Genomic DNA, 22,643 nt, shown 5'->3' with positions numbered 1-22,643 from the left:
CAACACCCCCGCGCGTATCCCGCAGAAGGAACGGAAACCGGCACGATGGCGAACTACACCGCCGCTGACGTGAAGCGCCTGCGCGAGCTGACCGCCGCAGGCATGATGGACTGCAAGAAGGCGCTGGAAGAGGCTGACGGCGACTTCGACAAGGCGGTCGAGATCCTGCGCATCAAGGGTGCGAAGGACGTCGACAAGCGCGCCGCGCGCACCACCTCCAACGGCCTGGTCTCCGCCGAGGACGGCGTGATGATCGAGCTGCGCTGCGAGACCGACTTCGTGGCCAAGAACGCCGACTTCCAGGAGCTGGCCGCCCGGATCGTCGCCGTCGCCAAGGCCACCCGCCCGGCGGACGTCGAGGCGCTCAAGGCCACCGACCTCGACGGCAAGCCCGTCGACGCCGTGGTCCAGGAGTTCTCGGCCAAGATCGGTGAGAAGCTGGAGCTGGCGAAGGTCGCGATCTTCGACGGCACCGTCACCACCTACCTCCACCGCCGCGCCGCCGACCTGCCGCCCGCCGTGGGCGTCGTGGTCGAGTACACCGGTGACGACGAGGACGCCGCGCGCGGCGCCGCGATGCAGATCGCCGCGATGCGCCCCCGCTACCTCACCCGCGACGAGGTGCCCGCCGACGTGGTCGCCAACGAGCGCCGCATCGCCGAGGAGACCTCGCGCGAGGAGGGCAAGCCGGAGGCCGCGCTGCCCAAGATCGTCGAGGGCCGGGTGAACGGCTTCTTCAAGGACGTCGTGCTCTTGGAGCAGGCGTCGGTGACGGAGTCCAAGAAGACCGTCAAGGCCGTGCTGGACGAGGCCGGGGTCACCGTGACCCGCTTCGCCCGGTTCGAGGTCGGCGAAGCCTGATTCGCGTGAGGGCGGGGTTGCGCACCGGGGCAACCCCGCCCTTGCCGTGTCCAGAGGAGGACCTGTGAGCGCAGAGGTAGACGAGGAGCCGGGCCACGGTTACCACCGGGTCATGCTCAAACTCGGCGGCGAGATGTTCGGCGGTGGCGGGGTGGGCGTCGATCCCGACGTCGTGCAGACCGTCGCGCGCCAGATCGCCGCGGTCGTCCGAACAGGGGTCCAGGTCGCCGTCGTCATCGGCGGTGGCAACTTCTTCCGGGGCGCCGAACTCCAGCAGCGCGGCATGGACCGCAGCCGGGCCGACTACATGGGCATGCTGGGCACGGTCATGAACTGCCTGGCGTTGCAGGACTTCCTGGAGCGCGAACACGGCATCGACACGCGCGTGCAGACCGCCATCACGATGGGCCAGGTCGCCGAGTCCTACATCCCCCGCCGGGCCATGCGCCACCTGGAGAAGGGTCGCGTGGTGATCTTCGGCGGCGGCGCGGGCATGCCCTACTTCTCCACCGACACCACCGCCGCGCAGCGCGCCCTGGAGATCGGCTGCGAGGTCGTGCTGATGGCCAAGGCGGTGGACGGCATCTACACGGCGGACCCGAGGGTCGACCCGGACGCGCAGATGTTCGACCACATCACGCACCGCGAAGTGCTCGAACGCGGCCTGAGCGTGGCGGACGCGACCGCGTTCAGCCTCTGCATGGACAACAACATGCCGATCCTGGTGTTCAACCTGCTCACCGAGGGGAACATCGCGCGGGCCGTGCGCGGTGAGAAGATCGGCACGCTGGTGAGCACCCCCGGTGGTCGCCCGTCTTTCTAGACCTGCTGGGATTTGAGCCGAACTTCGCACACCATAGGGAGTCAGCCGTGATCGACGAGACCCTCCTCGACGCCGAGGAGAAAATGGAAAAAGCGGTGTCCGTGGCGAAGGAAGACCTGGCGGCGGTGCGCACCGGCCGCGCCACGCCCGCCATGTTCTCCCGCATCGTCGTCGAGTACTACGGTTCGCCGACCCCGTTGAACCAGCTGGCCAGCGTCGCCATCCCGGAGGCGCGGATGGCGGTCATCAAGCCCTACGACACCAGCCAGCTGAACTCGGTCGAGAAGGCCATCCGCGACTCGGACCTGGGCGTGAACCCGAGCAACGACGGCGCCGTGATCCGCGTGGTGATCCCCCAGCTCTCCGAGGAGCGCCGCCGCGAGATGGTGAAGGTGGCCAAGGGCAAGGGCGAGGACGCCAAGGTCTCCATCCGCAACATCCGCCGCAAGGCCAAGGAGGAGCTGGACCGCCTGGTCAAGGACGGCGAGGTCGGCGAGGACGAGGGCGTCCGCGCCGAGAAGGAGCTGGAGAACGTGACGCACCGCTACGTCGCCCAGGTCGACGAGCTGGTCAAGCACAAGGAAGCCGAGCTGCTCGAGGTCTAGGTGGACGCGTCGGTGTCGTCCGGCCGCACGGCCGGCCGCAGGTCATCCCCGGCCGGTCGGCGGCCGTGATAGGAGCACAGGTGTCAGGCGGCGGTGAGCAGGGCGCGGCCGGCGAGGCGGCGGACGGGTCGACCGGCCGGAGCACGTCGCGCGCCGGCCGGGACCTGCGGGCGGCCGTCGCCGTCGGCGTCGGCCTCGGCGTGGTGATCCTGTTCGCCCTGTTCACGGTCCGGCAGCTGTTCGTCGGCGTCGTCGCGATCGCCGTGGCGGTGTCGATGTACGAGCTGGCGGGCGCGGTGCGGCGCGGCGCGGGCATCCGGGTCGTCCTGCCCCCCGTGCTGCTCGGCGGCCAGGCGGTGGTCTGGCTGGCCTGGCCGTACGGGCGCGAGGGCGTGCTGACCGCGTTCGCGGTCACCGTCCTGGTGTGCCTGATCTGGCGGCTGAAGGACGGCGCGGACGGGTACCTGCGGGACGTCACCGCGTCCGTGTTCACCGTGGTCTACGTGGCGGTGTTCGCCGCGTTCGCGGTGATGCTGGTGGTCGCCGAGGACGGCGTGGCCCGCGTGCTGTGCTTCCTCATCGGCGTGGTCCTGTCCGACACGGGCGGGTACGCGGCGGGCGTGTTCTTCGGCAAGCACCCGATGGCGCCCTCCATCAGCCCCAAGAAGTCCTGGGAGGGCTTCGCGGGTTCGCTGGCGGCCGGCATGGTCGGCGGCGCGCTCACCGTCGGGCTGATGCTCGACGGCCAGTGGTGGCAGGGCGTGCTGTTCGGCGCCGCGCTGGTGGTCACCGCCACGACCGGCGACCTGGTCGAGTCGCTGATCAAGCGCGACCTGAAGATCAAGGACATGGGCACGCTGCTGCCGGGGCACGGCGGGCTGATGGACCGGATGGACTCGTTGCTGCCGTCGGCGGTCGTGTCGTGGCTGCTGCTCCAGGCGTTCGTGCCCGCGTGAGGTGACGCGCGGGCACGGCGGCGCCGGCCGTCGAAGGGGTCGTCAGTCGTCGTAGGGGTCGTCCACCGGCGCGCCGGTCTCCTCTTCGGACAGGGGCGCCTGCCGGGTCGGGTCGATCGCCGAGAAGGTGTTGCCCGCGGGGTCGGCGGCCACGGTGATCCTGCCGAACGGGGTGTCGTAGGGCTCCACCACGATGCGCCCGCCCAGCTCCAGCACGCGGGACGCGACGGAGTCCGTCCCGATCTCGGGCGCGGCGGTGAAGTACACCATCCAGTGCGCCGGCGTCTCCGGCGGGAACGCCCGGCCCATGCGCTGGCGGCCCAGCACGGTGTGGCCCTCGACGGCCCAGGTCGTGTAGTCCACGGCCTGCCCGTCGCCGATCTGGGTGATCTCGAAGTTGCACAGCTCCTGGAAGAACGCGTCGGCCGTCGCGCCGTCGCGGGTGTTCAGCTCGGCCCACGCGTACGCGCCGTGCCCGTCCGTCCCGAACAGCCAGTCGGGCGGCACGTGCCGGAAGCCGATCACGCCGCCGGTCGGGTCGGCCAGCAGCGTGGACACGTCGTCGGGTGCGCGCAGCACGTGCCCGCCGAGCGCGTGCGCCTTCTCGGCGGTCGCCCGCGCGTGCGGGGTGTTCAGGTACAGCGTCCAGCCGAAACCGCCGTCGGCGGGCAGCAGCTCGGCGACCGGCAGCCCCGCCACGACGGCGATGGTGCGGCCGTGCACGTCGGCGTAGGTCCAGCCGAACAGGCCGGTGTAGAAGTCGATCGCCGCCCGCTCGTCCGGGGTGGGCAGTTCGACCCAGCACGGCGCCCCGTGGAGCGGTTCGGCCAGGGCGGGGGAGTTCGGGACGATGGACACCGGTTGCCTCCTGCGCGGCGGGGGAGGATCACGGTACGGCTCTACAGTCGTCGGCGTGAAGGGATTCGTCCGCGCCGCCTGGTCCGCCGTCCGACCCGCCGACGTCCTGCCGAGCCCGAACATCTGGCGGTGGCCCGCCGTCTACGAGGTCGAGAACCGCGCGCAGGACGTCGACGGCGCGATCTGGCGGGCATTGCGCGAAGCCTGCGACTGGACCGGTCGGGACGTGGTCGACGTCGGCTGCGGCGACGGCTTCCACCTGCCGGTGTTCGCGCGGGACGCGGCGCGGGTCGTCGGGGTCGAGCCGCACCCGCCGCTGGTGGACCGGGCGCGCGAGCGGGTGGCGGGCACGCCCAACGCCTCGGTGGTCGCCGGTCCCGCGCAGCGGCTGCCGCTGCCGGACGCCACCGCCGACCTCGTGCACGCGCGCACGGCGTACTTCTTCGGCCCCGGCTGCGAGCCGGGCCTGCGCGAGGCGGACCGGGTGCTGCGGCCCGGCGGCACGCTCGCGATCGTGGACCTCGACGGCGCGGCCGAGCCGTACGGGCCGTGGTTGTGCGCCGACGAGCCCCGCTACCACCCGGCGGAGGTGGAGGCGTTCTTCGCGGCGCACGGGTTCGCGCTGCGCCGGGTGCGTGCGCGGTGGCGGTTCGAGACGCGGGAGGACCTGGCGGCGGTGCTGCGCATCGAGTTCTCCGCGAAGGTCGCCGAACGGGCGATCGCCGCGACGCCCGGCCTGTCGTTCGAGGTCGGCTACCGCGTCCACACCCGGCGCAAGCCGTCCGGCCTCGTGCTGCCGTAGCGGGCCGGCGGACGCGCGTCCGCCGGCCCCGCCGGGCTCACTCGTCGTCGGTGTCCTCTTCGACGTCCAGCTCGCCGAGGATGGCGTAGAGCTTGCGCCGGGCCTCGTTGAGGACTTCGACGGCCCGCGCCTTCTGCTCGCGCGTGCCCGCGTGCGCCATCTGCTGCATCGCCGAGCCCAGGTGCCGGGACGCCGTGCGCAGCTTCGCGGCGTGCAGGTCGATCCCGTCGTTGACCTGCTGCCACGGCGGCGCGCCCTCCAGCTTGGCCGCCTCCGCCTGGCCCGGCTCGGTGAGCGTGAACAGCTTCTTGCCGCCCGGCTCCTCGGTGGCCGCGACGAGGCCCTCGTCGGCCAGCAGTTGCAGCGTCGGGTAGACCGAGCCGGGGCTGGGCCGCCAGAGGCCGTCGGTGCGCCTGCCGATCTCCTGGATCATCTCGTAGCCGTGCATGGGCCGTTCGGCCAGCAGCGTCAGGACGGCCGCGCGGACGTTGCCCCGGCGCTGCCTGCCGTGCCCGCGCTCGCCGCCGCCGCGGAAGAAGCCCGGTGGCTCGGGCGGCACCGGCGGACGCCCGAAACCGCCGCCGAAGCCCCGTCGGGGGTCGCCGAACCCGTGCTCCCGGTGGTGGCGTTCGTGTCGCCGGCCGGGGTGGTCGTGGTGGAAACGCATGGTGTCGCTCCTTCGTCGATCGGTTGTGATGCGTCGACGATATATCGGAACGTATCGCGATGCAACGGTGATTCCGGTCGTGCGGACGTGGGACACTGGAGGGTGCTATGACTGCACTCCCCCTCGTCTTCGACGCGCCCAAGCGCGGCCTGCCGCCGCGCCACCTCGCCGACCTCACCGCCGACCAGCGCCGGGAGGCGGTGGCGGCGCTGGGCGAGCAGCCGTTCCGCGCGGCCCAGCTGTCCCACCACTACTTCGGCCGGCTGACCGTCGACCCCGTCGAGATGACCGACATCCCGGCGTCCGCGCGGGAGAAGCTGGTGGCCGACCTGATGCCGCCGCTGTGGACCGAGCTGCGCGCGGTCGAGGCCGACGGGGGCACGACCCGGAAGACGCTGCTCCGGGCGCACGACGGCACGCTGGTCGAGAGCGTCCTGATGCGCTACCCGGACCGCGCGACGCTGTGCATCTCCAGCCAGGCGGGCTGCGGCATGGCGTGCCCGTTCTGCGCGACCGGCCAGGGCGGGCTGACGCGGAACCTGTCGACGGCCGAGATCGTGGACCAGGTGCGGCGCGGCGCGGCGGCCATGCGCGACGGCGAGCTGCCGGGCGGGCCCGGCCGGCTGTCCAACATCGTGTTCATGGGCATGGGCGAGCCGCTGGCCAACTACAAGCGGGTGGTCGAGGCGGTGCACCGGATCTGCGACCCGGCGCCGCGCGGCCTCGGCATCTCCCAGCGGTCGGTGACGGTGTCGACGGTCGGCCTGGTGCCCGCGATCCGGAAGCTGACCGAGGAGAACCTCCAGGTGCGGCTGGCCGTGTCGCTGCACACGCCGGACGACGAGCTGCGGGACACGCTGGTCCCGGTGAACACCCGGTGGAAGGTCGCCGAGGTGCTGGAGGCGGCGCGCGGCTACGCGGACCGGACCGGCCGCCGCGTCAGCATCGAGTACGCGTTGATCCGGGACGTCAACGACCAGCCGTGGCGCGCGGACCTGCTGGGCAAGGTGCTCCGCAAGCACCTCGGGCAGCTGGTGCACGTGAACGTGATCCCGCTGAACCCGACGCCGGGCAGCCAGTGGGACGCGTCGCCGAAGCCGGTGGAGCGGGAGTTCGTGCGCCGGGTCAACGAGCAGGGCGTCGCCTGCACCGTCCGGGACACGCGCGGCCAGGAGATCGCCGCCGCCTGCGGGCAGCTCGCCGCCGAGGGCTGACCGGACGCGGGCGCGCCGCTCCGGGGCGGTGCACCGGCGGCCGGGCGTCGCGCCGGCCGCCGCCGAACCGCCCGGCGGTCAGTCCGCCTCGACCTGCACCTCGGACAGCTTCCCGGTCGCCACGTCGAACACGAAGCCGCGGATCGAGTCCTTCACCGGGATGTACGGGCTGTTGCGGATGCGGGCGACGGACTGGCGCACGTCCTCGTCCACGTCCTTGAACGCCTCCGCCGCCCACGGCGGCTTCACGCCCACCTCGTCCTGGATCGACCGCTTGAAGTCGTCGTCGGTGAAGGTGAGCATCCCGCAGTCGGTGTGGTGGATGAGGATGATCTCCCTGGTGCCGAGCAGGCGCTGGCTGATCGCGAGCGACCGGATCTCGTCCTCGGTGATCACACCGCCCGCGTTGCGGATGACGTGCGCCTCGCCCTCGTTGAGGCCGAGCACGCGGTAGACGTCCAGGCGGGCGTCCATGCAGGCGACGATCGCGAGCTGCTTGGACGGGGGCAGCGGCAGCGGTCCGCTGAACTGCCCGGCGTACGCGTCGTTGTTGGCGAGGAGTTCGTCCGTGACGGACATGGCGGGTCTCCCTCGTGTGGAGAGCTGGCGGGGTGATGCGCGACACTGAGCCAACTGGCGGTCGCACGTGCCCGCAACCGGGGTTCACACGATGGGAAACGCTCGGTGTCGGCGACAACCCCGACGAGGGCGGGGCGCCGCGCCGGACACCGGTGGTCCGGCACCCGGACCTAGCGGCGCCAGGAGGTGCGGCTGCGCACCTGCTCCCAGATCAGCAGCAGCGCCATGCCGGCGCCGAACGCGATGACCCAGATGTTCTCGGTGCGGCCGTGGTGGTTGCCGATCAGCAGGGAGAACGTCGCCAGCACGGACAGCCAGCCCGCGATCCGGATGCCCTTCGGGAAGGTGCCGTGCCAGCCCCACTCGGCCGACGGCTCCTCGTGGGTGTCGACCGCCGGACGCTTGTCCAGTTCCGAGGACGAAGACACAGCCGCACGACCTTCCTGCCCGATCACGTTCGCCAACGCGGCAATCGTCGCACATCATGGGCACGCCCGAGACGTGAGGTGCGCGGCACCGCCCCGGCGTCTACCCTCGGCCGCTGTTCGACCGGGCGACGCCCGAACCGCCCGAGCGCTGCCCGAAAGGCCACGAGTTGACCGAGCTGCCCGGCTTCCACCCGGCCGAGGAACCCACCCCGGACACCTACGCACCCGTCGAGGTCGGTCTCCACGGGGTGACCAAGCGGTTCTCCGACCAGACCGCGGTGGACGACATCACCCTGCGCGTCCACGAGGGCGAGTTCTTCTCCGTCCTCGGGCCGTCCGGCTGCGGCAAGACGACCCTGCTGCGCATGATCGCCGGGTTCGAGCGCCCGGACGCCGGCCGGATCGAGCTGGACGGCGTCGACATGGTCGGCGTGCCGCCCTACCGGCGCGACGTGAACACGGTCTTCCAGTCCTACGCGCTGTTCCCGCACATGTCGGTGTGGGACAACGTGGCCTACGGCGTGAAGCGCAAGGGCGTCCGGGGCGACGCGGTGAAGAAGACCGTCGGCGAGCACCTGGATCTGGTGCGGCTGGGCCCGTTCGCCCGCCGCCGGCCCGCCCAGCTGTCCGGCGGCCAGCAGCAGCGGGTGGCGATCGCCCGCGCGCTGGCGGCCGGGCCGCGGCTGCTGCTGCTGGACGAGCCGTTGGGCGCGCTCGACGCCGTGCTGCGCAAGGAACTCCAGATCGAGCTGATGCGCATCCAGCGCGAGGTCGGCACGACGTTCCTGTACGTGACGCACGACCAGGAGGAAGCCCTGGTCCTGTCCCACCGGATCGCCGTGATGAACGCCGGGCGGCTGGAGCAGGTCGGCTACCCGGAGGACGTCTACGAGCGGCCCGCGACGCGGTTCGTGGCGGGGTTCATCGGCACGTCCAACATCCTCGACGCCAAGGTGTCCGGTGTGGACGGTCGCTGGGTCGAGCTGGACGCGCCGGGCGTGACGCGGCTGCGCGCGCCGCTCAACGGCCACGCCCGCCACGGCCGGCGCGTCGCGGCGACCGTCCGCCCCGAGAAGGTGCACTTGTACGACCAGTCGGGTGATCCGCCGCCGGGGTGGTGCGTGTTCAACGGCACCGTGCGCGACGTCGTGTACACCGGGGTGTCGACGCAGTTCGTGGTCGACATCCCCGGCGGGGGCGAGCTGGTCGCGTTCGTGCAGAACACCCGCCGCATCGACGACGCGGGCGCGCCCGGCCAGCCGGTGCGCCTGGCCTGGAACCCCGACTTCACCGTGCTGTTGGAGAACGCGGATGACTGACCGAGACCTCCGGATCGCCCGCCTGTGGGACGTCGGCAGCCCGCGGGTGTCCCGCCGCGCCGTGCTGCGCTCCACGGCGTTCTTCGCGCTGGCCGCGACCGGCGCGTGCGGCGTCGGCGAGGCGCCGAGCGCGAACGACGCGCCCACGTCCGGCGCGAAGGCGGTCAACGCCAGGGACGAGCCCCGGCTGAACTTCTACAACTGGACCGACTACATCGCGCCGGACACGCTGTCGGGCTTCCAGGCCGCGAGCGGCATCACCGTCACCTACGACAACTTCAGCACCAACGACGAGATGGAGGCCAAGATCGCCTCCGGCGCGGCGGGCTACGACCTCGTGGTGCCCAGCGACAACTTCCTGCGCCGGTTCCTGCGGTCGGGCCTGCTGACGCCGCTGGACCACGACCTGCTGCCGAACCTGGCGAACCTGGACCGGCGGTTCACCGAGGCCGACTACGACCCCGGCAACACCTACTCGGTGCCGTGGGCGTGGGGCACGACGGGCCTCGCGTACTCGAAGTCGCAGCTCGGCGAGGTGACCGGGTTCGCGGCCTACGACCTGGCCGCCGCGCAGGGCCGCAGCACGATCCTGGACGAGGCGCGGGACGCGCTGGCGCTCGGGCTGCTCAGGGCGGGCCACGACCCGAACACCACCGAGGCCCGGCACCTCGACGAGGCGGTGGCGGTGCTGCTGGAGCTGAAGAAGAAGATCGGGCAGATCACCTCCGACGTCATCGAGCCGCTGACCGGCGGCCAGGTGCCGCTGGCGCAGTCCTACTCCGGCGACGCGTTCCAGGCGCGGGACGCGAACCCGGACATCGCCTACGCCATCCCGAGCGAGGGCGGCCTGTCCTACGTGGACCTGCTGTGCGTGCCGAAGGACGCGCCGCACGCGGTGAACGCGCACCGGTTCATCGACTACGTCCTGCGCCCCGAGGTGGGCGCGGCGCTGGCGAACGCCGTCCGGTACGGCAGCCCCAACGCCGCCGCCAAGCCGCTGATCGCCCGCGAGCTGCTGGACGACCCGCTGGTGTACCCGCCGGCGGAGCAGCTGGCGAAGCTGCCGTTCACCAAGGAGTTCGGCGGCGAGGTCGAGGCCCGCTACGCCGACGCGTGGACGAGGGTCAAGACCGGCTGACGGGGAACTCCGCGTAGCCGCGGGGCACGGTCGACGCCCGGCGGCGCGGCGGGCCCGACGGCGCCAGTCCGGGCAGGCGGGCCAGTGCGCGCACGCTTGAGGGCGCGGGCCTGGGCCAGGGTCGCCGGGCCGTCGAGGTCCCGCCAGACGACGCGCCCGTACTCGGCGATCGGTGGTGTCGAGCCGGCCCACGAGGCTGAACCAGCGGCCTGACGCCCTGCCGGCCGTCGGGCCGGGACGAACCTGATCTCGTTGAGCGTGGTCATGCCCGGACTCCTTCCAAGACGGTGGTGAGCACGGGGCGCGGCGCGTCCAGCGGTGCGAGGCGGCCGGCCGCGATGGCCTCCCACGTGCTGTAGACGCCCGCGTGGAGCGCGGCGAGCACCCACCAGGTGGGCAGGTCGGCCCGGAGCCGGGGCCCAGTGGCACGAGCGCGGCGACCAGCCGGTCGAGCACCTCGTGCGTCGGCTCGGCGAGGCCGATGCCCTCGACCGCCCGGTCGACCACGTCCAGCGCGGCGTCCGCCGGCGCCACCACCAGGTCCTGGCGGGTGGGTAGCGCTTGTGGAGCGTGGTGCGGCCGATGCCGGCGGCCTTGGCGACGTCGCCCAGCGACGCGGACGGATCGGCCGGCAGCACGCGGGTCGCGGTTTCCAGCAGGTGGACACTCATGTTCACCACGGTGCAGACATGTTCCGAAGTGGTCGCTGACGTTCCGGCTGTGGGTGGTGGTTCCGAGTCGGTGCCGGGGCGTCCGCGTGGCATCATGTGCGCTCGTGTTCCCGACCCGGCGCAGGTGGCTCGTCGCCACCGGTCTGCTCCTGCCCACCGGCCTCTGGCTGGGGGTTTTCCTCCTCGCGCCGCTGGCCCTGGTGGTGCAGTTCAGCTTCGCGACGCGGGACACGGGCGTCGCGCGCGCCGTGCTGCCGTGGACCACCCGCGCCTACCTGACCGCGCTGGACCCGGCGTTCCTGCCCATCTTCGGCCGGACCCTGGCCTACGCGGGCGCGACGACCGCGCTGTGCCTGCTGCTGGGCTTCCCGCTCGCCTGGTTCATCGCGCGGCACGGCGGCCGGTACCGGACGGCGCTGCTGGCCGCCGTGCTGGTGCCGTTCTGGTCCAGCTACCTCGCCCGCATCTACGCGTGGAAGGCGCTGCTGGACGGCGAGGGGCTGGTCAACCGGCTGCTCGGCCTCGTCGGGCTGGACCGGGACGGCGGGTTCCTGCTGACCGACGGCGCGGTCGTCGTCGGCCTGACCTACGGGTTCCTGCCGTTCATGGTGCTGCCGCTGTACGTCGCCTGCGAGCGGTTCGACCACCGGCAGGTGGAGGCGTCCTACGACCTCGGGCACGGGCGGGTGTCGACGTTCGCGCGCGTCGTGCTGCCCGGCGTCCTGCCCGGCGTGCTCGCCGGGTCGCTGCTGGTGCTGGTGCCCGCGGCGGGCGACTTCGTGACGCCCCGGCTGCTGGGCGGGGTGGACCAGGCGACGTTCGGCAGCGTGATCGACGACCAGTTCCGGGGCGGCAACAACTGGCCGCTCGGCTCGGCGATGGCCGTGCTGCTGCTGGTGCTCGTCGCGGTGGTGCTGGTGGCGCGCGGACGCCGCGGGGAGGACGTGCTGTGAACCGCCGACCGTGGCTGCTCGGCGGCGTCGCCGGGCTGGTGCTCTGCTTCCTCTACGCCCCGATCGCGTGGCTCGCGGCCGTGTCGTTCAACGACTCCCGCTCGCTGAGCCGGATCACCGGCCTGTCGACCCGGTGGTACGCCGAGCTGTTCGCCGACGACCGGGTCCTGGAGTCGCTGGGGCTGACGCTGCGGCTCGCGGCGGCCAGCGCCGCGGTCTCCACGGTGATCGGCACGCTGGCGGCGTTCGGGCTGCGGCGGGCGTTCCCCGGCCGCGGCCTGTGGACGCTGCTGCTGAGCCTGCCGCTGGTCGTGCCCGAGGTCGTGCTGGGCGTGGCGCTGCTCGGGTTCTGCGTCAAGCTCGCCGGCGTGCCCCTCGGGTTCGGCGCGCTGCTGGCCGCGCACGTCGCGTTCTCGCTGAGCTTCGTGGTGGTCGTGGTGCGGTCGCGGGTCGCGGGCCTGGACCACCGGCTGGAGGAGGCCGCCGCCGACCTCGGCGCGAGCCCGCTCGTGGCGTTCCGGACCGTCACCATGCCGCTGGTCGCCCCGGCCGTGGCGGCGGGCGCGGCGTTCGCGTTCCTGCTGTCGTTCGACGACGTGGTGACGTCCAGCTACCTCACCGGCGTCGGGTCCACCACGCTGCCCGTGTTCGTCTACGCGCAGGCGAGCAAGCGCGGCGTGTCGCCGGAGATCGTCGCCCTGTCCACGCTGATGGTCGCGGCCAGCGCCGCGCTGCTCGTCGCCGGTGTCCTGCTGGCCGGCCGACGGGCCCGCGCGTCAACTTTCGTCGAGCCGAACCGCGACGAATGAACGCCGACGGGGCCGGGGAGGTCGTTTAACGTTGTCCCGTGTGACCTCTGTTGTGCAGCGCCTGCGGCCGGAGGGCGCCGGGCTCCGGGCGGCCCCGGTGGCGTTCCTGCGCGACCGCGCCCGCCGCCTCCGCGAGGTCACCCCGTGGCGGGTCGGCCGCGAGCTGCTCGCGATCGCCGTCATCGTCGTGCTCGACGTGTACCCCGGCTGGCTCGTCGGCGACGCCCGCGTCCCACCGGCGTCCTACGCCGCGCTCGGCGGGGTCTACGTCGGGGTGTACCTCCTGCGGCTGGCGTTCCCGGCGCTGGCGCTGCTGCTGGCCATCTGGGTCGTGTTCGCCGCCGAGCACGGCGGGATCGCGCCGATCATCATGCTGTCCTACGCCGCGGGCTACCGGATCGTGCCGTGGCAGCGATCGGTGGCCACCGCCGCGTTCGGGCTCGCCCTGTACCTGATCGTGGCGGACGCGTCGACGCCGGGGCTGGAGAAGCCCTTCGGGTCGTGGGTGATCCTCACCGTCTACGGCATGGTCGTCGCGCTGCCGTTCCTCGTCGGCCGCTACACCGCGCAGCGCAACGCCCTGGTCGCCGCGTTGCAGGACCGCGAGGAGACGCTGACCCGCGAACGCCGGATGGTGTCCCGCCAGGTGCGGCTGCGCGAGCGCAACCGGATCGCCCAGGACATGCACGACAGCCTCGGCCACCGGCTCAGCCTCATCTCCGTGCACGCGGGCGCGCTCGCCCTCGACACCGGGCTCGGCGACCGGCAGCGCGAGGCCGTGCAGGTGCTGCGCAGCGCCGCCCTCACCGCGATGGAGGAGCTGCGCGGGGTGATCGGCGTGCTGCGGCGCGACGAGCCCGAGGAGGACCAGGTCCGGCGGACCGTCGACGCCATCGACGAGCTGGTGGAGGGCGCGCGGCGGGCGGGTGTCCGGGTGAGCCTCGTGCGCGGCGGCCAGCCGCGCCCGCTGCCCGCGAAGGTCAGCCACGCGGCGTACCGGATCGCGCAGGAGGGCCTGACCAACGCCAGCAAGCACGCGCCCGGCGCGAGCGTCCAGGTGACGGTCAAGTACGAGCCGGACGCGCTGGTCGTCGAGGTGCGCAACAACCCGGCCCGCGTCAAGCCCGCCGACGGGAGCGGGTTCGGCCTGATCGGCCTCGGCGAGCGGGTGCGGCTCGCGGGCGGGATGCTGCACGTCGGCGAACTGCCGTCCGGCGGCTTCCGGATCGCCGCCGTGCTCCCGTACGAGGACACCGCCGCAGCGGACGACGAGCCGTCCGACGAGGCGCCCGCGGAGCAGGTGAAGCCGAGCGGCATCCGCAAGTGGGCCGGCGTCGGCTCGATCCTGCTCGCCGGGGTGGTCGTCGTGGTCGTCGTCGGCGGCTACACCTGGCTCGGCAGCCAGCCCATCTCGCGGTTCGTCACCGCGGAGACCTACGACTCCGTCCAGGTCGGCGACGCGGAGTCGGCGGTGCTGGCGAAACTGCCCGAGGGCGCGCCGCCGCCGATCGGCGAGCTGCGGTCCGACGCGCCGCCCGAGCCGCCGGGCGCCCGGTGCGACTACCTGGTCGCGGACGAGCAGCGGTACTCCGAGCGGTCGACCAGGATCGTGCGATTCTGCTTCGCCGGCGGGAAGCTCGTCGAGAAGGCCACCCACCAGCAAGGACGTGAACGTTGATCCGGGTCCTGATCGCCGACGACGAGCCGTTGATGCGCGCGGGCATCATGGCCATCCTCGGCACCGCCGACGACATCGAACTCGTGGGCGAGGCGGGTGACGGGCGCGAAGCCGTGCGCATCGCCCTCGAACGGCGGGTCGACGTCGCCGTGCTCGACATCCGGATGCCGAGGCTGGACGGCCTCGGCGCGGCGCGCGAGCTGCGGTCCGTCGCGCCCTCGGTGCGGGTCGTGATGCTGACCACGTTCGGCGAGGACGACAACATCGTGCGGGCGCTGTCCGACGGCGCGGCGGGGTTCCTGCTGAAGGACTCGGCCCCGGAGGAGCTGCTGCGCGCGGTGCGGGCCGTCCATTCGGGTGAGGCGTACCTGTCGCCGATGGTGACCAGCCGCGTGGTGGGGATGGTCGCCCAGGTGGGGCAACCACGCCGCCAGGAGGCGCGACGGCAGGTCGAGGGGTTGACGGAGCGTGAGGTGGAGGTGCTCGCCCTGCTGGGGTTGGGCATGTCCAACGCCGATGTCGGCCAACGACTCCACATGAGCGAGGCGACCGTGAAGACCTACGTCAGCCGGTTGCTGGCGAAACTCGGCCTCACGAACCGCGTGCAGGCGGCGCTGCTGGCGCGGGACGCGGGATTGGCGGGGTGATTTCACCAGATCGGGGACATTCCGGATTTGCCGGGATGGAGCGTTTTCCGTGGGATGATCGAGTCGGGCCGGGGACTCCGGGCGCGCCGCACAGACCCCTGCCCTGCTCACCCCGCGCAGATCCACGCCCACGCCCTTGCTCGCGCCGCACAGAGCTGTGACCTCGTGTTCTCCCCGTATGGCCTGCCCGCAGGGCAACCACATTTGTCGAGGGGGTGCAAGCACGCTTCACCGCTTGCACCCCCTCGACAAATGTGGTGGTCTTTGACAGGTCATGCGGGGAGAACACGACGCCTTGGCTTTTGTTTTTCCTCCCCCGGCGGCCTGCCCAGCGGCGAGCGCCCTTCTTTTCCGCTTTGACCCGCCAAAACCGAAGAACTTCCGCGCGGATCTCAGCCGAACAAAAAGCGTCCTCGCCGGACAGGCAGGCCACCAAGGATGAGGGCAAAGCTTCTTCGAAGCTTTGCAAGGCTGCGTGTCATCCCCGTACGGCCTGTCAAAGACCACCACGCTCGTCAGAGGGGCGCAAGCGGTGAAGCGTGCTTGCGCCCCTCTGACGAGCGTGGTTGCCCTGCGGGCAGGCCGTACGGGGATGACACGCAGCAGCCGTGGTGTGTGCCTGGGGGCGGGTGAAGTCGGGTCGGGTGGGGCGGCGGGGTCTGAAATCCGCGCGTGAAGCGCCCCCTCGCCGGCGGGGGAAACCGGGAGGGGGCGCTGGTTCGCGCCTGTGCGAGGGGGGAACGCGTCAGGCGCGGGCTCGGTTGCCCGTTACCAGGCGGTAGATGCCCAGCACGATGAGCGAGCCGAGGATGGCCAGCAACCACGTGCTCAGGCTGAAGAACGTGTTGATGTCGGTGCCGAAGATGGCCTTGCCCACGAACCCTCCGACGATGGCGCCGACGATGCCGAGCAGCATGGTGATGATGATGCCGCCGGGGTCGCGACCAGGCATGATGGCCTTGGCGATGGCGCCTGCGATGAGGCCGAGGACGATCCAACCCAAGATGCCCACGGGGGGTCTCCTTCCTGACGACCGCGACGGGCGGAATCCGTCAGCGGCTCTTGATCAGGGGTTGCCCACCTTTGGGTGAGCCCACGCGTGCGTTACCATTCTGTGACCTGAGTACCGCTGTGCGGGCTATCAGGTTGGTTCCGGAACAATGGTTGGCGATGAGCACCTCACGCACGGTCCTGGTCCTGGGGTCCACCGGCTCGGTCGGCACCCAGGCCCTCGACGTCATCGCCGCCAACCGGGACCGCTTCTCCGTCGTCGGGCTGGCCGCGGGCGGCGCCGATCCGCGGGCGCTGGCCGCCCAGGCCGTCGAGTTCGGGGTCGAGGCGGTCGCCGTCGCCAGGGCCACGGCCGTCGAGGACGTGACGCTCGCGCTGTACGCCGAGGCGCAGCGCCGCGGCTACGCGCAGGGCTCGTTCAAGCTGCCGCGCATCCTCGCCGGACCTGCGGCGATGGCCGACCTGGTCGACTCGACGCCCGCCGACGTCGTGCTCAACGGCATCACCGGCTCGATCGGGCTGGAGCCGACGCTGCGCGCCCTCGCCTCCGGCGCGACGCTGGCGCTGGCCAACAAGGAGTCGCTGATCGCGGGCGGGCCCCTGGTGCTCAAGGCCGCCGCGCCCGGTCAGCTCGTGCCGGTCGACTCCGAGCACTCGGCGCTCGCGCAGTGCCTGCGCGGCGGTCGGCGCGAGGAGGTCGACCGGCTGGTCCTCACGGCGTCCGGCGGGCCGTTCCGCGGTCGCGGGCGGGCCGAGCTGGCCGGTGTGACCGCCGCCGACGCCCTGGCCCACCCGACCTGGTCGATGGGGCCCGTCATCACCGTCAACTCGGCCACCCTGGTGAACAAGGGGCTGGAGCTGATCGAGGCCCACCTGCTGTTCGACGTCCCGTACGACCGCATCGACGTGGTGGTCCACCCGCAGTCGGTGGTCCACTCGATGGTCTCCTTCACCGACGGCTCGACGCTCGCCCAGGCCAGCCCGCCGGACATGAAGCTGCCCATCGCGCTGGCCCTGGGCTGGCCCGACCGCGTCCCCGGCGCCGCCGCCCCGTGTACCTTCGGGTCACCGACCGCCTGGACCTTCGAGCCGCTGGACGACGAGGTGTTCCCGGCGGTCCGGCTGGCCAGGCAGGCGGGCTCCGGCGGGGGCTGCCTGCCCGCCGTCTACAACGCCGCCAACGAGGAAGCCGTCGCCGTCTTCCTCGCGGGCGGCACGTCGTTCACGTCCATCGTGGACACGGTGGACCGGGTGCTGGCGGCGGCGGACGGCTGGGCGCACGAGCCCTCCGACGTCGCCGAGGTGCTCGCCGCCGAGGAATGGGCCCGGGCGCGGGCGCGGGAACTCGTGGCCACTTCGGTGGGGTCGGGAAGGGACTGACCGTGGTCTTCTTTTTGGGCATTCTGCTCTTCGCCCTGCTGATCGGGATCTCGATCGCGCTGCACGAGCTGGGCCACCTGGCCACGGCGAAGATGTTCGGGATGAAGGTGACCCGGTACTTCATCGGGTTCGGGCCGAAGATCTGGTCGTTCCGGCGCGGCGAGACCGAGTACGGGCTGAAGGTCATCCCCGCCGGCGGGTTCTGCGAGATCACCGGCATGACCGCGCTGGAGGAGGTGCGGCCGGAGGACCGGCACCGCGCGTTCTACCGGCAGAAGACCTGGAAGCGGGTCGTCGTGCTGAGCGCGGGCTCGATCACGCACTTCATCCTCGGCTTCATCATCCTGTACCTGATGGCGGCCACCTTCGGCATGCCCAACCTGCGCGACACGCCGCTGGTCGCGCAGGTCGCGCCGTGCGTGCAGAGCACCGCCGCGCCCGACTGCGGGCCGGGCGACTCCTCGCCCGCCGCGCAGGCCGGGTTCCAGGCGGGCGACGAGATCCTGGCGGTCGCCGGCACCGCGACGCCGACCTGGCAGGACGTGCTGAAGCTGACCCGCGACCGCTTCGGCTCGACGGAGTTCCGCGTGCTGCGCGACGACCGCGAGATCACCCTGACGGCGGACGTGGCGCGCGTGGACCGCGAGTTCCAGCGCAAGGACGGCTCCCGCTACACCAAGGAAGTCGGCGCGATCGGGATCATCCACCAGACCAGGTTCGAGTACAACGCGCTCACCGCGGTCGGCGGCGCCACCCGCGCCACCGGCGACATGTTCGCCAACACGTGGAAGGGCCTGCTGCGCTTCCCCGAGAAGATCCCCGCCGTGGTCAAGGCCATCGGCGGCGCCGAGCGCGACGTGGACTCCCCGGTGAGCGTCGTCGGCGCGTCCCGGCTGGGCGGTGAGGCGGTCGAGGCGGGCCTGTGGCCGTTCTTCTTCCTGATGCTGGCCGGGCTGAACTTCTTCGTCGGTGTGTTCAACCTCCTGCCGCTGCTGCCGCTTGACGGTGGTCACATCGCCGTCAACCTGTACGAGCGGGTGCGAAACTGGATCCGGAAGCTGCGCGGGATGCCCGCCGGCGCGCCGGTCAACTACCTGCGGCTGCTGCCGCTGACCTACCTCGTGATCTTCGTCGGCGGCGCGGTGACGCTGCTGACCGTGACCGCGGACATCGTCAACCCCATCCGGCTCCAGTGATCGCGGAACAGTGAGAGGTGTTTGTTCATGAGTGACGGCGTGATGCTCGGGATTCCGGCATTGCCGCCTCCCGTGCTGTCCGAGCGGCGCAAGACCCGGCAGCTGATGGTCGGGTCGGTCGGGGTGGGCAGCGAGTTCCCGGTGTCGGTGCAGTCGATGACGACGACCGTCACGGCGGACGTCAACGCGACGCTGCAGCAGATCGCGGAGCTGACGGCGGCCGGCTGCGACATCGTGCGGGTGGCGTGCCCGTCGCAGGACGACGCGGACGCGCTGCCCGCGATCGCGAAGAAGTCGCAGATCCCGGTGATCGCGGACATCCACTTCCAGCCCAAGTACGTGTTCGCGGCGATCGACGCCGGGTGCGCGGCGGTCCGCGTGAACCCCGGCAACATCAAGAAGTTCGACGACAAGGTCCGCGAGATCGCCGCCGCCGCGCGCGACCGCGGCACCCCGATCCGCATCGGCGTGAACGCGGGGTCGCTCGACCCGCGCCTGATGGCCAAGTACGGCAAGGCGACGCCCGAGGCGCTGGCGGAGTCGGCGCTGTGGGAGGCGTCGCTGTTCGCCGAGCACGACTTCCACGACCTGAAGATCTCGGTCAAGCACAACGACCCGGTGGTCATGGTGCGGGCCTACGAACTGCTGGCCGAGCAGTGCGACTACCCGCTGCACCTGGGCGTGACCGAGGCGGGCCCGGCGTTCCAGGGCACGATCAAGTCGGCGGTGGCGTTCGGCGCGCTGCTGCGGCAGGGCATCGGCGACACCATCCGGGTGTCGCTGTCCGCGCCGCCGGTCGAGGAGGTCAAGGTCGGCCACCAGATCCTCCAGTCGCTCAACCTGCGCCCGCGCAAGCTGGAGATCGTGTCCTGCCCGTCCTGCGGTCGGGCCCAGGTCGACGTCTACACGCTCGCCGAGCAGGTCACGGCCGGTCTGGAGGGGATGGAGGTCCCGCTGCGGGTCGCCGTCATGGGCTGCGTCGTCAACGGTCCCGGCGAGGCGCGGGAAGCCGACCTCGGCGTGGCGTCGGGCAACGGCAAGGGCCAGATCTTCGTCAAGGGCGAGGTCGTCAAGACCGTGCCCGAGCACCAGATCGTGGAGACCCTCATCGAGGAGGCCATGCGCATCGCCGAGGAGATGGGCGAGGGCGTCGAGGCGGGCGGACCGGTGGTCACGGTCGGCTGAGCGGGTGGCTGGCGCGCGTGGAATGCGGTCGATCTGGCAGGCTTGAACCCGTGCTGAGGTTGGCTGGCGCGCGGTTGCTGGACGAGCGGGACCTGGGCGGGGTGCTCGCGTTGCTGGCGGACGACCCGGTGGCCTCCTGCATGGTGGCCGCGCGGGTCGAGGTCGCGGGCCTGGACCCGTGGCGGCTGGGCGGCGAGGTGTGGGCGTACGACCACCGCTCGCTGCGCGGCGGCCGGGTCGACGCCCTGTGCTTCGCCGGTCCGAACCTCATCCCGCTGCGCGGCAACGCCTCCGCGCTGCGGGGTTTCGCCGACCGGGCGCGGCGGCGCGGCCGGATGTGCTCGTCCCTGGTCGGCCCCGCCGAGCAGGTGCTCGGGCTGTGGGCGGAACTGGCCCCGGACTGGGGCCCGGCGCGCGAGGTGCGCGACGACCAGCCGCTGATGGCGCTGGGCGGCAGCCCGGCCGTGCCGCCCGACCCGCTGGTCCGCCCGGTGCGCCCGGAGGAGCTGGACCGGTACCTGCCCGCGGCGATCGGGATGTTCGTCGAGGAGGTCGGCGTCGACCCGTGCGCCGAGGACGGCGGAGCGTCCTACCGGGCGCGGGTCGCCGAACTCATCGCGGGCGGTCGGGCGTTCGCCCGGTTCGAGGGCGGCGAGGTCGTGTTCAAGGCCGAGATCGGCGCGATGTCGGCGAAGGTCGGGCAGATCCAGGGCGTCTGGGTGCGGCCGGACCGGCGCGGGCACGGCATCGGCACCGCCGGGACCGCCGCCGTCGCCGAACGGCTCGTGCGCGGCCTCGGCCGCACCGCCTCGCTGTACGTGAACGGCTACAACGAGGTCGCCAAAGCCGCCTATCGCCGGATCGGGTTCAGCCAAGTGGGGCAGTACGCGACCGTCCTGTTCTAGGTGTTGGGCATACTCGCACCCGTGACGCTTCGGGGAACCGCGCTGGCGGTCGTGACGCTCATGGTGCTCAGCGGGTGCGGCCTGTTCTCGTCCCGGCCCGGTCCCGACCAGGTCGCGGGCGACTTCCTCGGGAAGCTCGCGAGCGGTGACGTCGAGGGCGCGGCGGCGCTCACCGACGACCCCGGCGCGGCGAAGGACCTGCTGGAGAAGGTGCGCGGCGCGCTGAAGTCCGCGCCGCTGCGCGCGTCCGTGGAACAGGTCCGGTCGGCGGGCGAGTCCGCCGCGGCGGACGCCACGGCGAGGCTCGACTGGGACCTCGGGCACCAGCGCACGTGGTCCTACCAGGCGAAGTTCGACCTGCGGCGCGAAGAGGACGCCTGGAAGGTGCACTGGGCGCCGTCCGTCGTGCACCCCAAGCTCGCGGTCCAGCAGACCATCGGCGCGACCGACGTGAAACCCGCCCTGGCGCCCGTGCTGGACCGGGAGGGAGCGCCGCTGCTCGCGCCCGAGCAGGTGGTGTCGGTCCTGCTGGACCCGGCGCAGGCGGGCGACGTCGCGGCCGTGGCGGGCGCGCTGGGCGGCGCGCTGGGCCGGATCGACCCGGCCATCACGGCGCAAAGCATCACCGACGGCGTCGGCAAGCTGCCCGCCGGGCAGGTCTACCAGGTCGCGGCGCTGCGCGACGCCGACTACCAGACCGTGAAACCCGCGATCTACGAGCTGCCGGGCGTGCGGTTCACGTCGCAGACGTCGCTGCTCGCCCCGTCGCGTGACTTCGGCTCGCAGGTGCTGCCCGCGGTGCGCAAGGCCGTCGAGGAGGACATCGCGGGTCGGTCGGGCCTGCGGATCTACACCGCGAACGCGTCCGGCGGGCAGGTGGAGATCCTGCACGAGGTCGCGCCCGAGCCGGCGCAGGCCGTGACCACGGGCCTGAGCCGGACCGCGCAGACGGCGGCGGAGGACGCGCTGGAGCCGGTCGCCGAGCCCGCGATGCTGGTGGCGCTGTCGGTGTCCACCGGCGAGATCCTGGCGGTCGCGCAGAACGGGCCGGCCGACGCGCAGGGGCCGATCGCGCTGACCGGGCAGTTCCCGCCCGGCTCGACGTTCAAGCTCATCACGGCGGCGGCGGCGCTGGAGTCCGGGGTGGCCGCCGACTCGCCGCAGCCGTGCCCGGCGAGGGTGACCATCGACGGGCGGCGGGTCGTGCCCAACGACAAGGAGTTCGAGAAGGGCACCATCCCGCTGCACTCGGCGTTCGCGTTCTCCTGCAACACGACGTTCGCGCAGCTCGCGGCCGGGATGCCCGCCGACGCGCTCACCGCGCAGGCCGACAAGTTCGGCCTCGGCGTCGACTTCGACATCCCGGCCATCACGACCATCACCGGTTCGGTGCCGCCCGCGACCGACGTGGTGGAGCGCGCGGAGGACGGGTTCGGGCAGGGCAAGCTGCTGGCCAGCCCGTTCGGCATGGCGCTGGCGACGGCCACCGCGGCGAGGGGTTCCATGCCGACGCCCACGCTGCTCAAGGGGCGGGAGACCCAGGTCGACCACCGGCCGGCGGCGCCGAGCCCGACCGTGCTGGAGCCGCTGCGGGCGATGATGCGCGAGGTCGTGGAGTCCGGGACGGCGACGCAGCTGCGGCCGTTCGGGGAGGTGCGGGGCAAGACCGGCACGGCGCAGTTCGGCGACGGCACCAACTCGCACGGGTGGTTCGTGGGGTACCGGGACGACATCGCGTTCGCGACCCTGCTCCTGGGCACGAACACGTCCGCTCCGGCGGTGGACGCCTCGGCGCGGTTCCTGCGGGGGTTGGGCTGAGCGCGGCGCGGGTGTCGGACGCTCCACTCGCTGTGACCAACGCCACATGGGGGTGCTCCGGTGTGGAGCACCCCCCGACACACAGCCAAGCACGGGGGTACGACAGTTCGGGCCGGTGCCGGTGCCGGTGCCGGGGCCGG

22 protein-coding genes are annotated in these 22,643 nt (G+C 72.3%); 17 read left to right on the top strand and 5 right to left on the bottom strand.

Annotated elements, in window-relative coordinates; genetic code table 11:
• Positions 1 to 45: 45 nt before the first annotated feature.
• The 4 genes from tsf to C8E97_RS28600 all read left to right on the top strand — a co-directional run bounded on the left by tsf (position 46) and on the right by C8E97_RS28600 (position 3,245).
• The gene (tsf, locus tag C8E97_RS28615; RefSeq protein ID WP_121008494.1) at positions 46 to 861 is read left to right on the top strand and encodes a translation elongation factor Ts; all 816 of its coding nucleotides are present in this window, start codon (positions 46 to 48) and stop codon (positions 859 to 861) included.
• 112 nt (positions 862 to 973) lie between these two features.
• Positions 974 to 1,684 (top strand): UMP kinase, encoded by a 711-nt coding sequence (gene pyrH / locus C8E97_RS28610; RefSeq protein WP_246019436.1) that lies wholly within the window; start codon positions 974 to 976, stop codon positions 1,682 to 1,684.
• Between the two features lie 47 nt (positions 1,685 to 1,731).
• Entirely contained in the window at positions 1,732 to 2,289 is a 558-nt protein-coding gene (gene frr, locus C8E97_RS28605; protein ID WP_121008492.1) for a ribosome recycling factor, read from the top strand.
• An 80-nt stretch (positions 2,290 to 2,369) separates the two neighbouring features.
• Positions 2,370 to 3,245, top strand: coding sequence for a phosphatidate cytidylyltransferase (locus C8E97_RS28600; RefSeq protein WP_121008491.1), 876 nt, complete (start codon positions 2,370 to 2,372; stop codon positions 3,243 to 3,245).
• A 42-nt stretch (positions 3,246 to 3,287) separates the two neighbouring features.
• Here the strand turns inward: C8E97_RS28600 and C8E97_RS28595 are convergent, their stop codons facing one another.
• Complete coding sequence (locus C8E97_RS28595) at positions 3,288 to 4,103, bottom strand: VOC family protein (protein ID WP_121008490.1); 816 nt, start codon at positions 4,101 to 4,103, stop codon at positions 3,288 to 3,290.
• A 55-nt stretch (positions 4,104 to 4,158) separates the two neighbouring features.
• Here C8E97_RS28595 and C8E97_RS28590 point away from each other — a divergent pair, with 55 nt between their 5' ends.
• Positions 4,159 to 4,905 carry a class I SAM-dependent methyltransferase gene (locus C8E97_RS28590; RefSeq protein WP_246019247.1) on the top strand — a complete coding sequence of 249 codons (747 nt, stop codon included), beginning with the start codon at positions 4,159 to 4,161 and terminating at the stop codon, positions 4,903 to 4,905.
• A 37-nt stretch (positions 4,906 to 4,942) separates the two neighbouring features.
• Here the strand turns inward: C8E97_RS28590 and C8E97_RS28585 are convergent, their stop codons facing one another.
• Complete coding sequence (locus C8E97_RS28585) at positions 4,943 to 5,572, bottom strand: PadR family transcriptional regulator (RefSeq protein ID WP_121008489.1); 630 nt, start codon at positions 5,570 to 5,572, stop codon at positions 4,943 to 4,945.
• 107 nt (positions 5,573 to 5,679) lie between these two features.
• Between C8E97_RS28585 and rlmN the strand changes: the two genes are divergently transcribed.
• A complete protein-coding gene (gene rlmN, locus C8E97_RS28580) occupies positions 5,680 to 6,786 on the top strand; it encodes a dual-specificity RNA methyltransferase RlmN (protein ID WP_121008488.1) in 1,107 nt (368 codons plus the stop codon).
• 78 nt (positions 6,787 to 6,864) lie between these two features.
• Here the strand turns inward: rlmN and C8E97_RS28575 are convergent, their stop codons facing one another.
• Together C8E97_RS28575 and C8E97_RS28570 are read right to left on the bottom strand one after the other, a co-directional pair.
• Positions 6,865 to 7,365 carry a beta-class carbonic anhydrase gene (locus C8E97_RS28575; protein ID WP_121008487.1) on the bottom strand — a complete coding sequence of 167 codons (501 nt, stop codon included), beginning with the start codon at positions 7,363 to 7,365 and terminating at the stop codon, positions 6,865 to 6,867.
• Between the two features lie 170 nt (positions 7,366 to 7,535).
• Positions 7,536 to 7,793: a DUF2631 domain-containing protein gene (locus C8E97_RS28570; protein WP_121008486.1), complete on the bottom strand. Its 258-nt coding sequence runs from the start codon at positions 7,791 to 7,793 to the stop codon at positions 7,536 to 7,538.
• A gap of 167 nt (positions 7,794 to 7,960) precedes the next feature.
• Here C8E97_RS28570 and C8E97_RS28565 point away from each other — a divergent pair, with 167 nt between their 5' ends.
• The 6 genes from C8E97_RS28565 (at position 7,961) to C8E97_RS28535 (ending at position 15,008) form a co-directional block, all read left to right on the top strand.
• Positions 7,961 to 9,112 (top strand): ABC transporter ATP-binding protein, encoded by a 1,152-nt coding sequence (locus C8E97_RS28565; RefSeq protein WP_121008485.1) that lies wholly within the window; start codon positions 7,961 to 7,963, stop codon positions 9,110 to 9,112.
• On the top strand, positions 9,105 to 10,250 hold the full coding sequence (locus C8E97_RS28560) for a polyamine ABC transporter substrate-binding protein (protein ID WP_121008484.1): 1,146 nt from the start codon (positions 9,105 to 9,107) through the stop codon (positions 10,248 to 10,250). The genes C8E97_RS28565 and C8E97_RS28560 overlap by 8 nt, the downstream gene beginning before the upstream one ends.
• Before the next feature lie 775 nt (positions 10,251 to 11,025).
• Positions 11,026 to 11,874, top strand: a complete 849-nt coding sequence (locus tag C8E97_RS28550) for an ABC transporter permease (protein ID WP_121008483.1) — start codon at positions 11,026 to 11,028, stop codon at positions 11,872 to 11,874.
• Positions 11,871 to 12,683: an ABC transporter permease gene (locus C8E97_RS28545; protein ID WP_121008482.1), complete on the top strand. Its 813-nt coding sequence runs from the start codon at positions 11,871 to 11,873 to the stop codon at positions 12,681 to 12,683. The genes C8E97_RS28550 and C8E97_RS28545 overlap by 4 nt, the downstream gene beginning before the upstream one ends.
• Before the next feature lie 40 nt (positions 12,684 to 12,723).
• On the top strand, positions 12,724 to 14,361 hold the full coding sequence (locus C8E97_RS28540; RefSeq protein ID WP_246019246.1) for a sensor histidine kinase: 1,638 nt from the start codon (positions 12,724 to 12,726) through the stop codon (positions 14,359 to 14,361).
• Entirely contained in the window at positions 14,358 to 15,008 is a 651-nt protein-coding gene (locus tag C8E97_RS28535; RefSeq protein ID WP_121008480.1) for a response regulator, read from the top strand. Before C8E97_RS28540 ends, C8E97_RS28535 begins: the two co-directional genes overlap by 4 nt.
• Before the next feature lie 745 nt (positions 15,009 to 15,753).
• On the opposite strand, the gene C8E97_RS28530 is transcribed toward C8E97_RS28535, so the two are convergent.
• Complete coding sequence (locus C8E97_RS28530; protein WP_121008479.1) at positions 15,754 to 16,020, bottom strand: GlsB/YeaQ/YmgE family stress response membrane protein; 267 nt, start codon at positions 16,018 to 16,020, stop codon at positions 15,754 to 15,756.
• A 158-nt stretch (positions 16,021 to 16,178) separates the two neighbouring features.
• Here C8E97_RS28530 and dxr point away from each other — a divergent pair, with 158 nt between their 5' ends.
• From dxr to C8E97_RS28505, 5 genes are read left to right on the top strand one after another with little or no spacing between them, the layout of a single operon-like run.
• The gene (dxr, locus tag C8E97_RS28525; RefSeq protein WP_121008478.1) at positions 16,179 to 17,399 is read left to right on the top strand and encodes a 1-deoxy-D-xylulose-5-phosphate reductoisomerase; all 1,221 of its coding nucleotides are present in this window, start codon (positions 16,179 to 16,181) and stop codon (positions 17,397 to 17,399) included.
• 2 nt (positions 17,400 to 17,401) lie between these two features.
• Positions 17,402 to 18,595, top strand: coding sequence for a M50 family metallopeptidase (locus tag C8E97_RS28520; RefSeq protein WP_246019245.1), 1,194 nt, complete (start codon positions 17,402 to 17,404; stop codon positions 18,593 to 18,595).
• A 27-nt stretch (positions 18,596 to 18,622) separates the two neighbouring features.
• Positions 18,623 to 19,780, top strand: coding sequence for a flavodoxin-dependent (E)-4-hydroxy-3-methylbut-2-enyl-diphosphate synthase (gene ispG / locus C8E97_RS28515; protein WP_121008476.1), 1,158 nt, complete (start codon positions 18,623 to 18,625; stop codon positions 19,778 to 19,780).
• Positions 19,781 to 19,830: 50 nt separating this feature from the next.
• Entirely contained in the window at positions 19,831 to 20,685 is an 855-nt protein-coding gene (locus tag C8E97_RS28510; RefSeq protein ID WP_170212018.1) for a GNAT family N-acetyltransferase, read from the top strand.
• A 60-nt stretch (positions 20,686 to 20,745) separates the two neighbouring features.
• Positions 20,746 to 22,503, top strand: coding sequence for a penicillin-binding transpeptidase domain-containing protein (locus tag C8E97_RS28505; RefSeq protein WP_121012624.1), 1,758 nt, complete (start codon positions 20,746 to 20,748; stop codon positions 22,501 to 22,503).
• The last annotated feature ends 140 nt before the right edge of the window (positions 22,504 to 22,643 follow it).

This window comes from Saccharothrix australiensis, assembly GCF_003634935.1.
Classification (GTDB): domain Bacteria; phylum Actinomycetota; class Actinomycetes; order Mycobacteriales; family Pseudonocardiaceae; genus Actinosynnema; species Actinosynnema australiense.
The sequence above is the reverse complement of the archived record's forward strand: the minus strand, read 5'-3'. Positions and strand labels throughout refer to the sequence as shown.

Bases quoted from the DNA above. Each gene is read 5' to 3' on its own strand.
- tsf (WP_121008494.1), top strand. From the start codon at position 46: ATGGCGAACTACACCGCCGCTGACGTGAAGCGCCTGCGCGAGCTGACC.
- pyrH (WP_246019436.1), top strand. From the start codon at position 974: ATGCTCAAACTCGGCGGCGAGATGTTCGGCGGTGGCGGGGTGGGCGTC.
- C8E97_RS28585 (WP_121008489.1), bottom strand. From the start codon at position 5,572: ATGCGTTTCCACCACGACCACCCCGGCCGGCGACACGAACGCCACCAC.
- rlmN (WP_121008488.1), top strand. From the start codon at position 5,680: ATGACTGCACTCCCCCTCGTCTTCGACGCGCCCAAGCGCGGCCTGCCG.
- C8E97_RS28575 (WP_121008487.1), bottom strand. From the start codon at position 7,365: ATGTCCGTCACGGACGAACTCCTCGCCAACAACGACGCGTACGCCGGG.
- C8E97_RS28560 (WP_121008484.1), top strand. From the start codon at position 9,105: ATGACTGACCGAGACCTCCGGATCGCCCGCCTGTGGGACGTCGGCAGC.
- dxr (WP_121008478.1), top strand. From the start codon at position 16,179: ATGAGCACCTCACGCACGGTCCTGGTCCTGGGGTCCACCGGCTCGGTC.
- ispG (WP_121008476.1), top strand. From the start codon at position 18,623: ATGAGTGACGGCGTGATGCTCGGGATTCCGGCATTGCCGCCTCCCGTG.
- C8E97_RS28505 (WP_121012624.1), top strand. From the start codon at position 20,746: ATGGTGCTCAGCGGGTGCGGCCTGTTCTCGTCCCGGCCCGGTCCCGAC.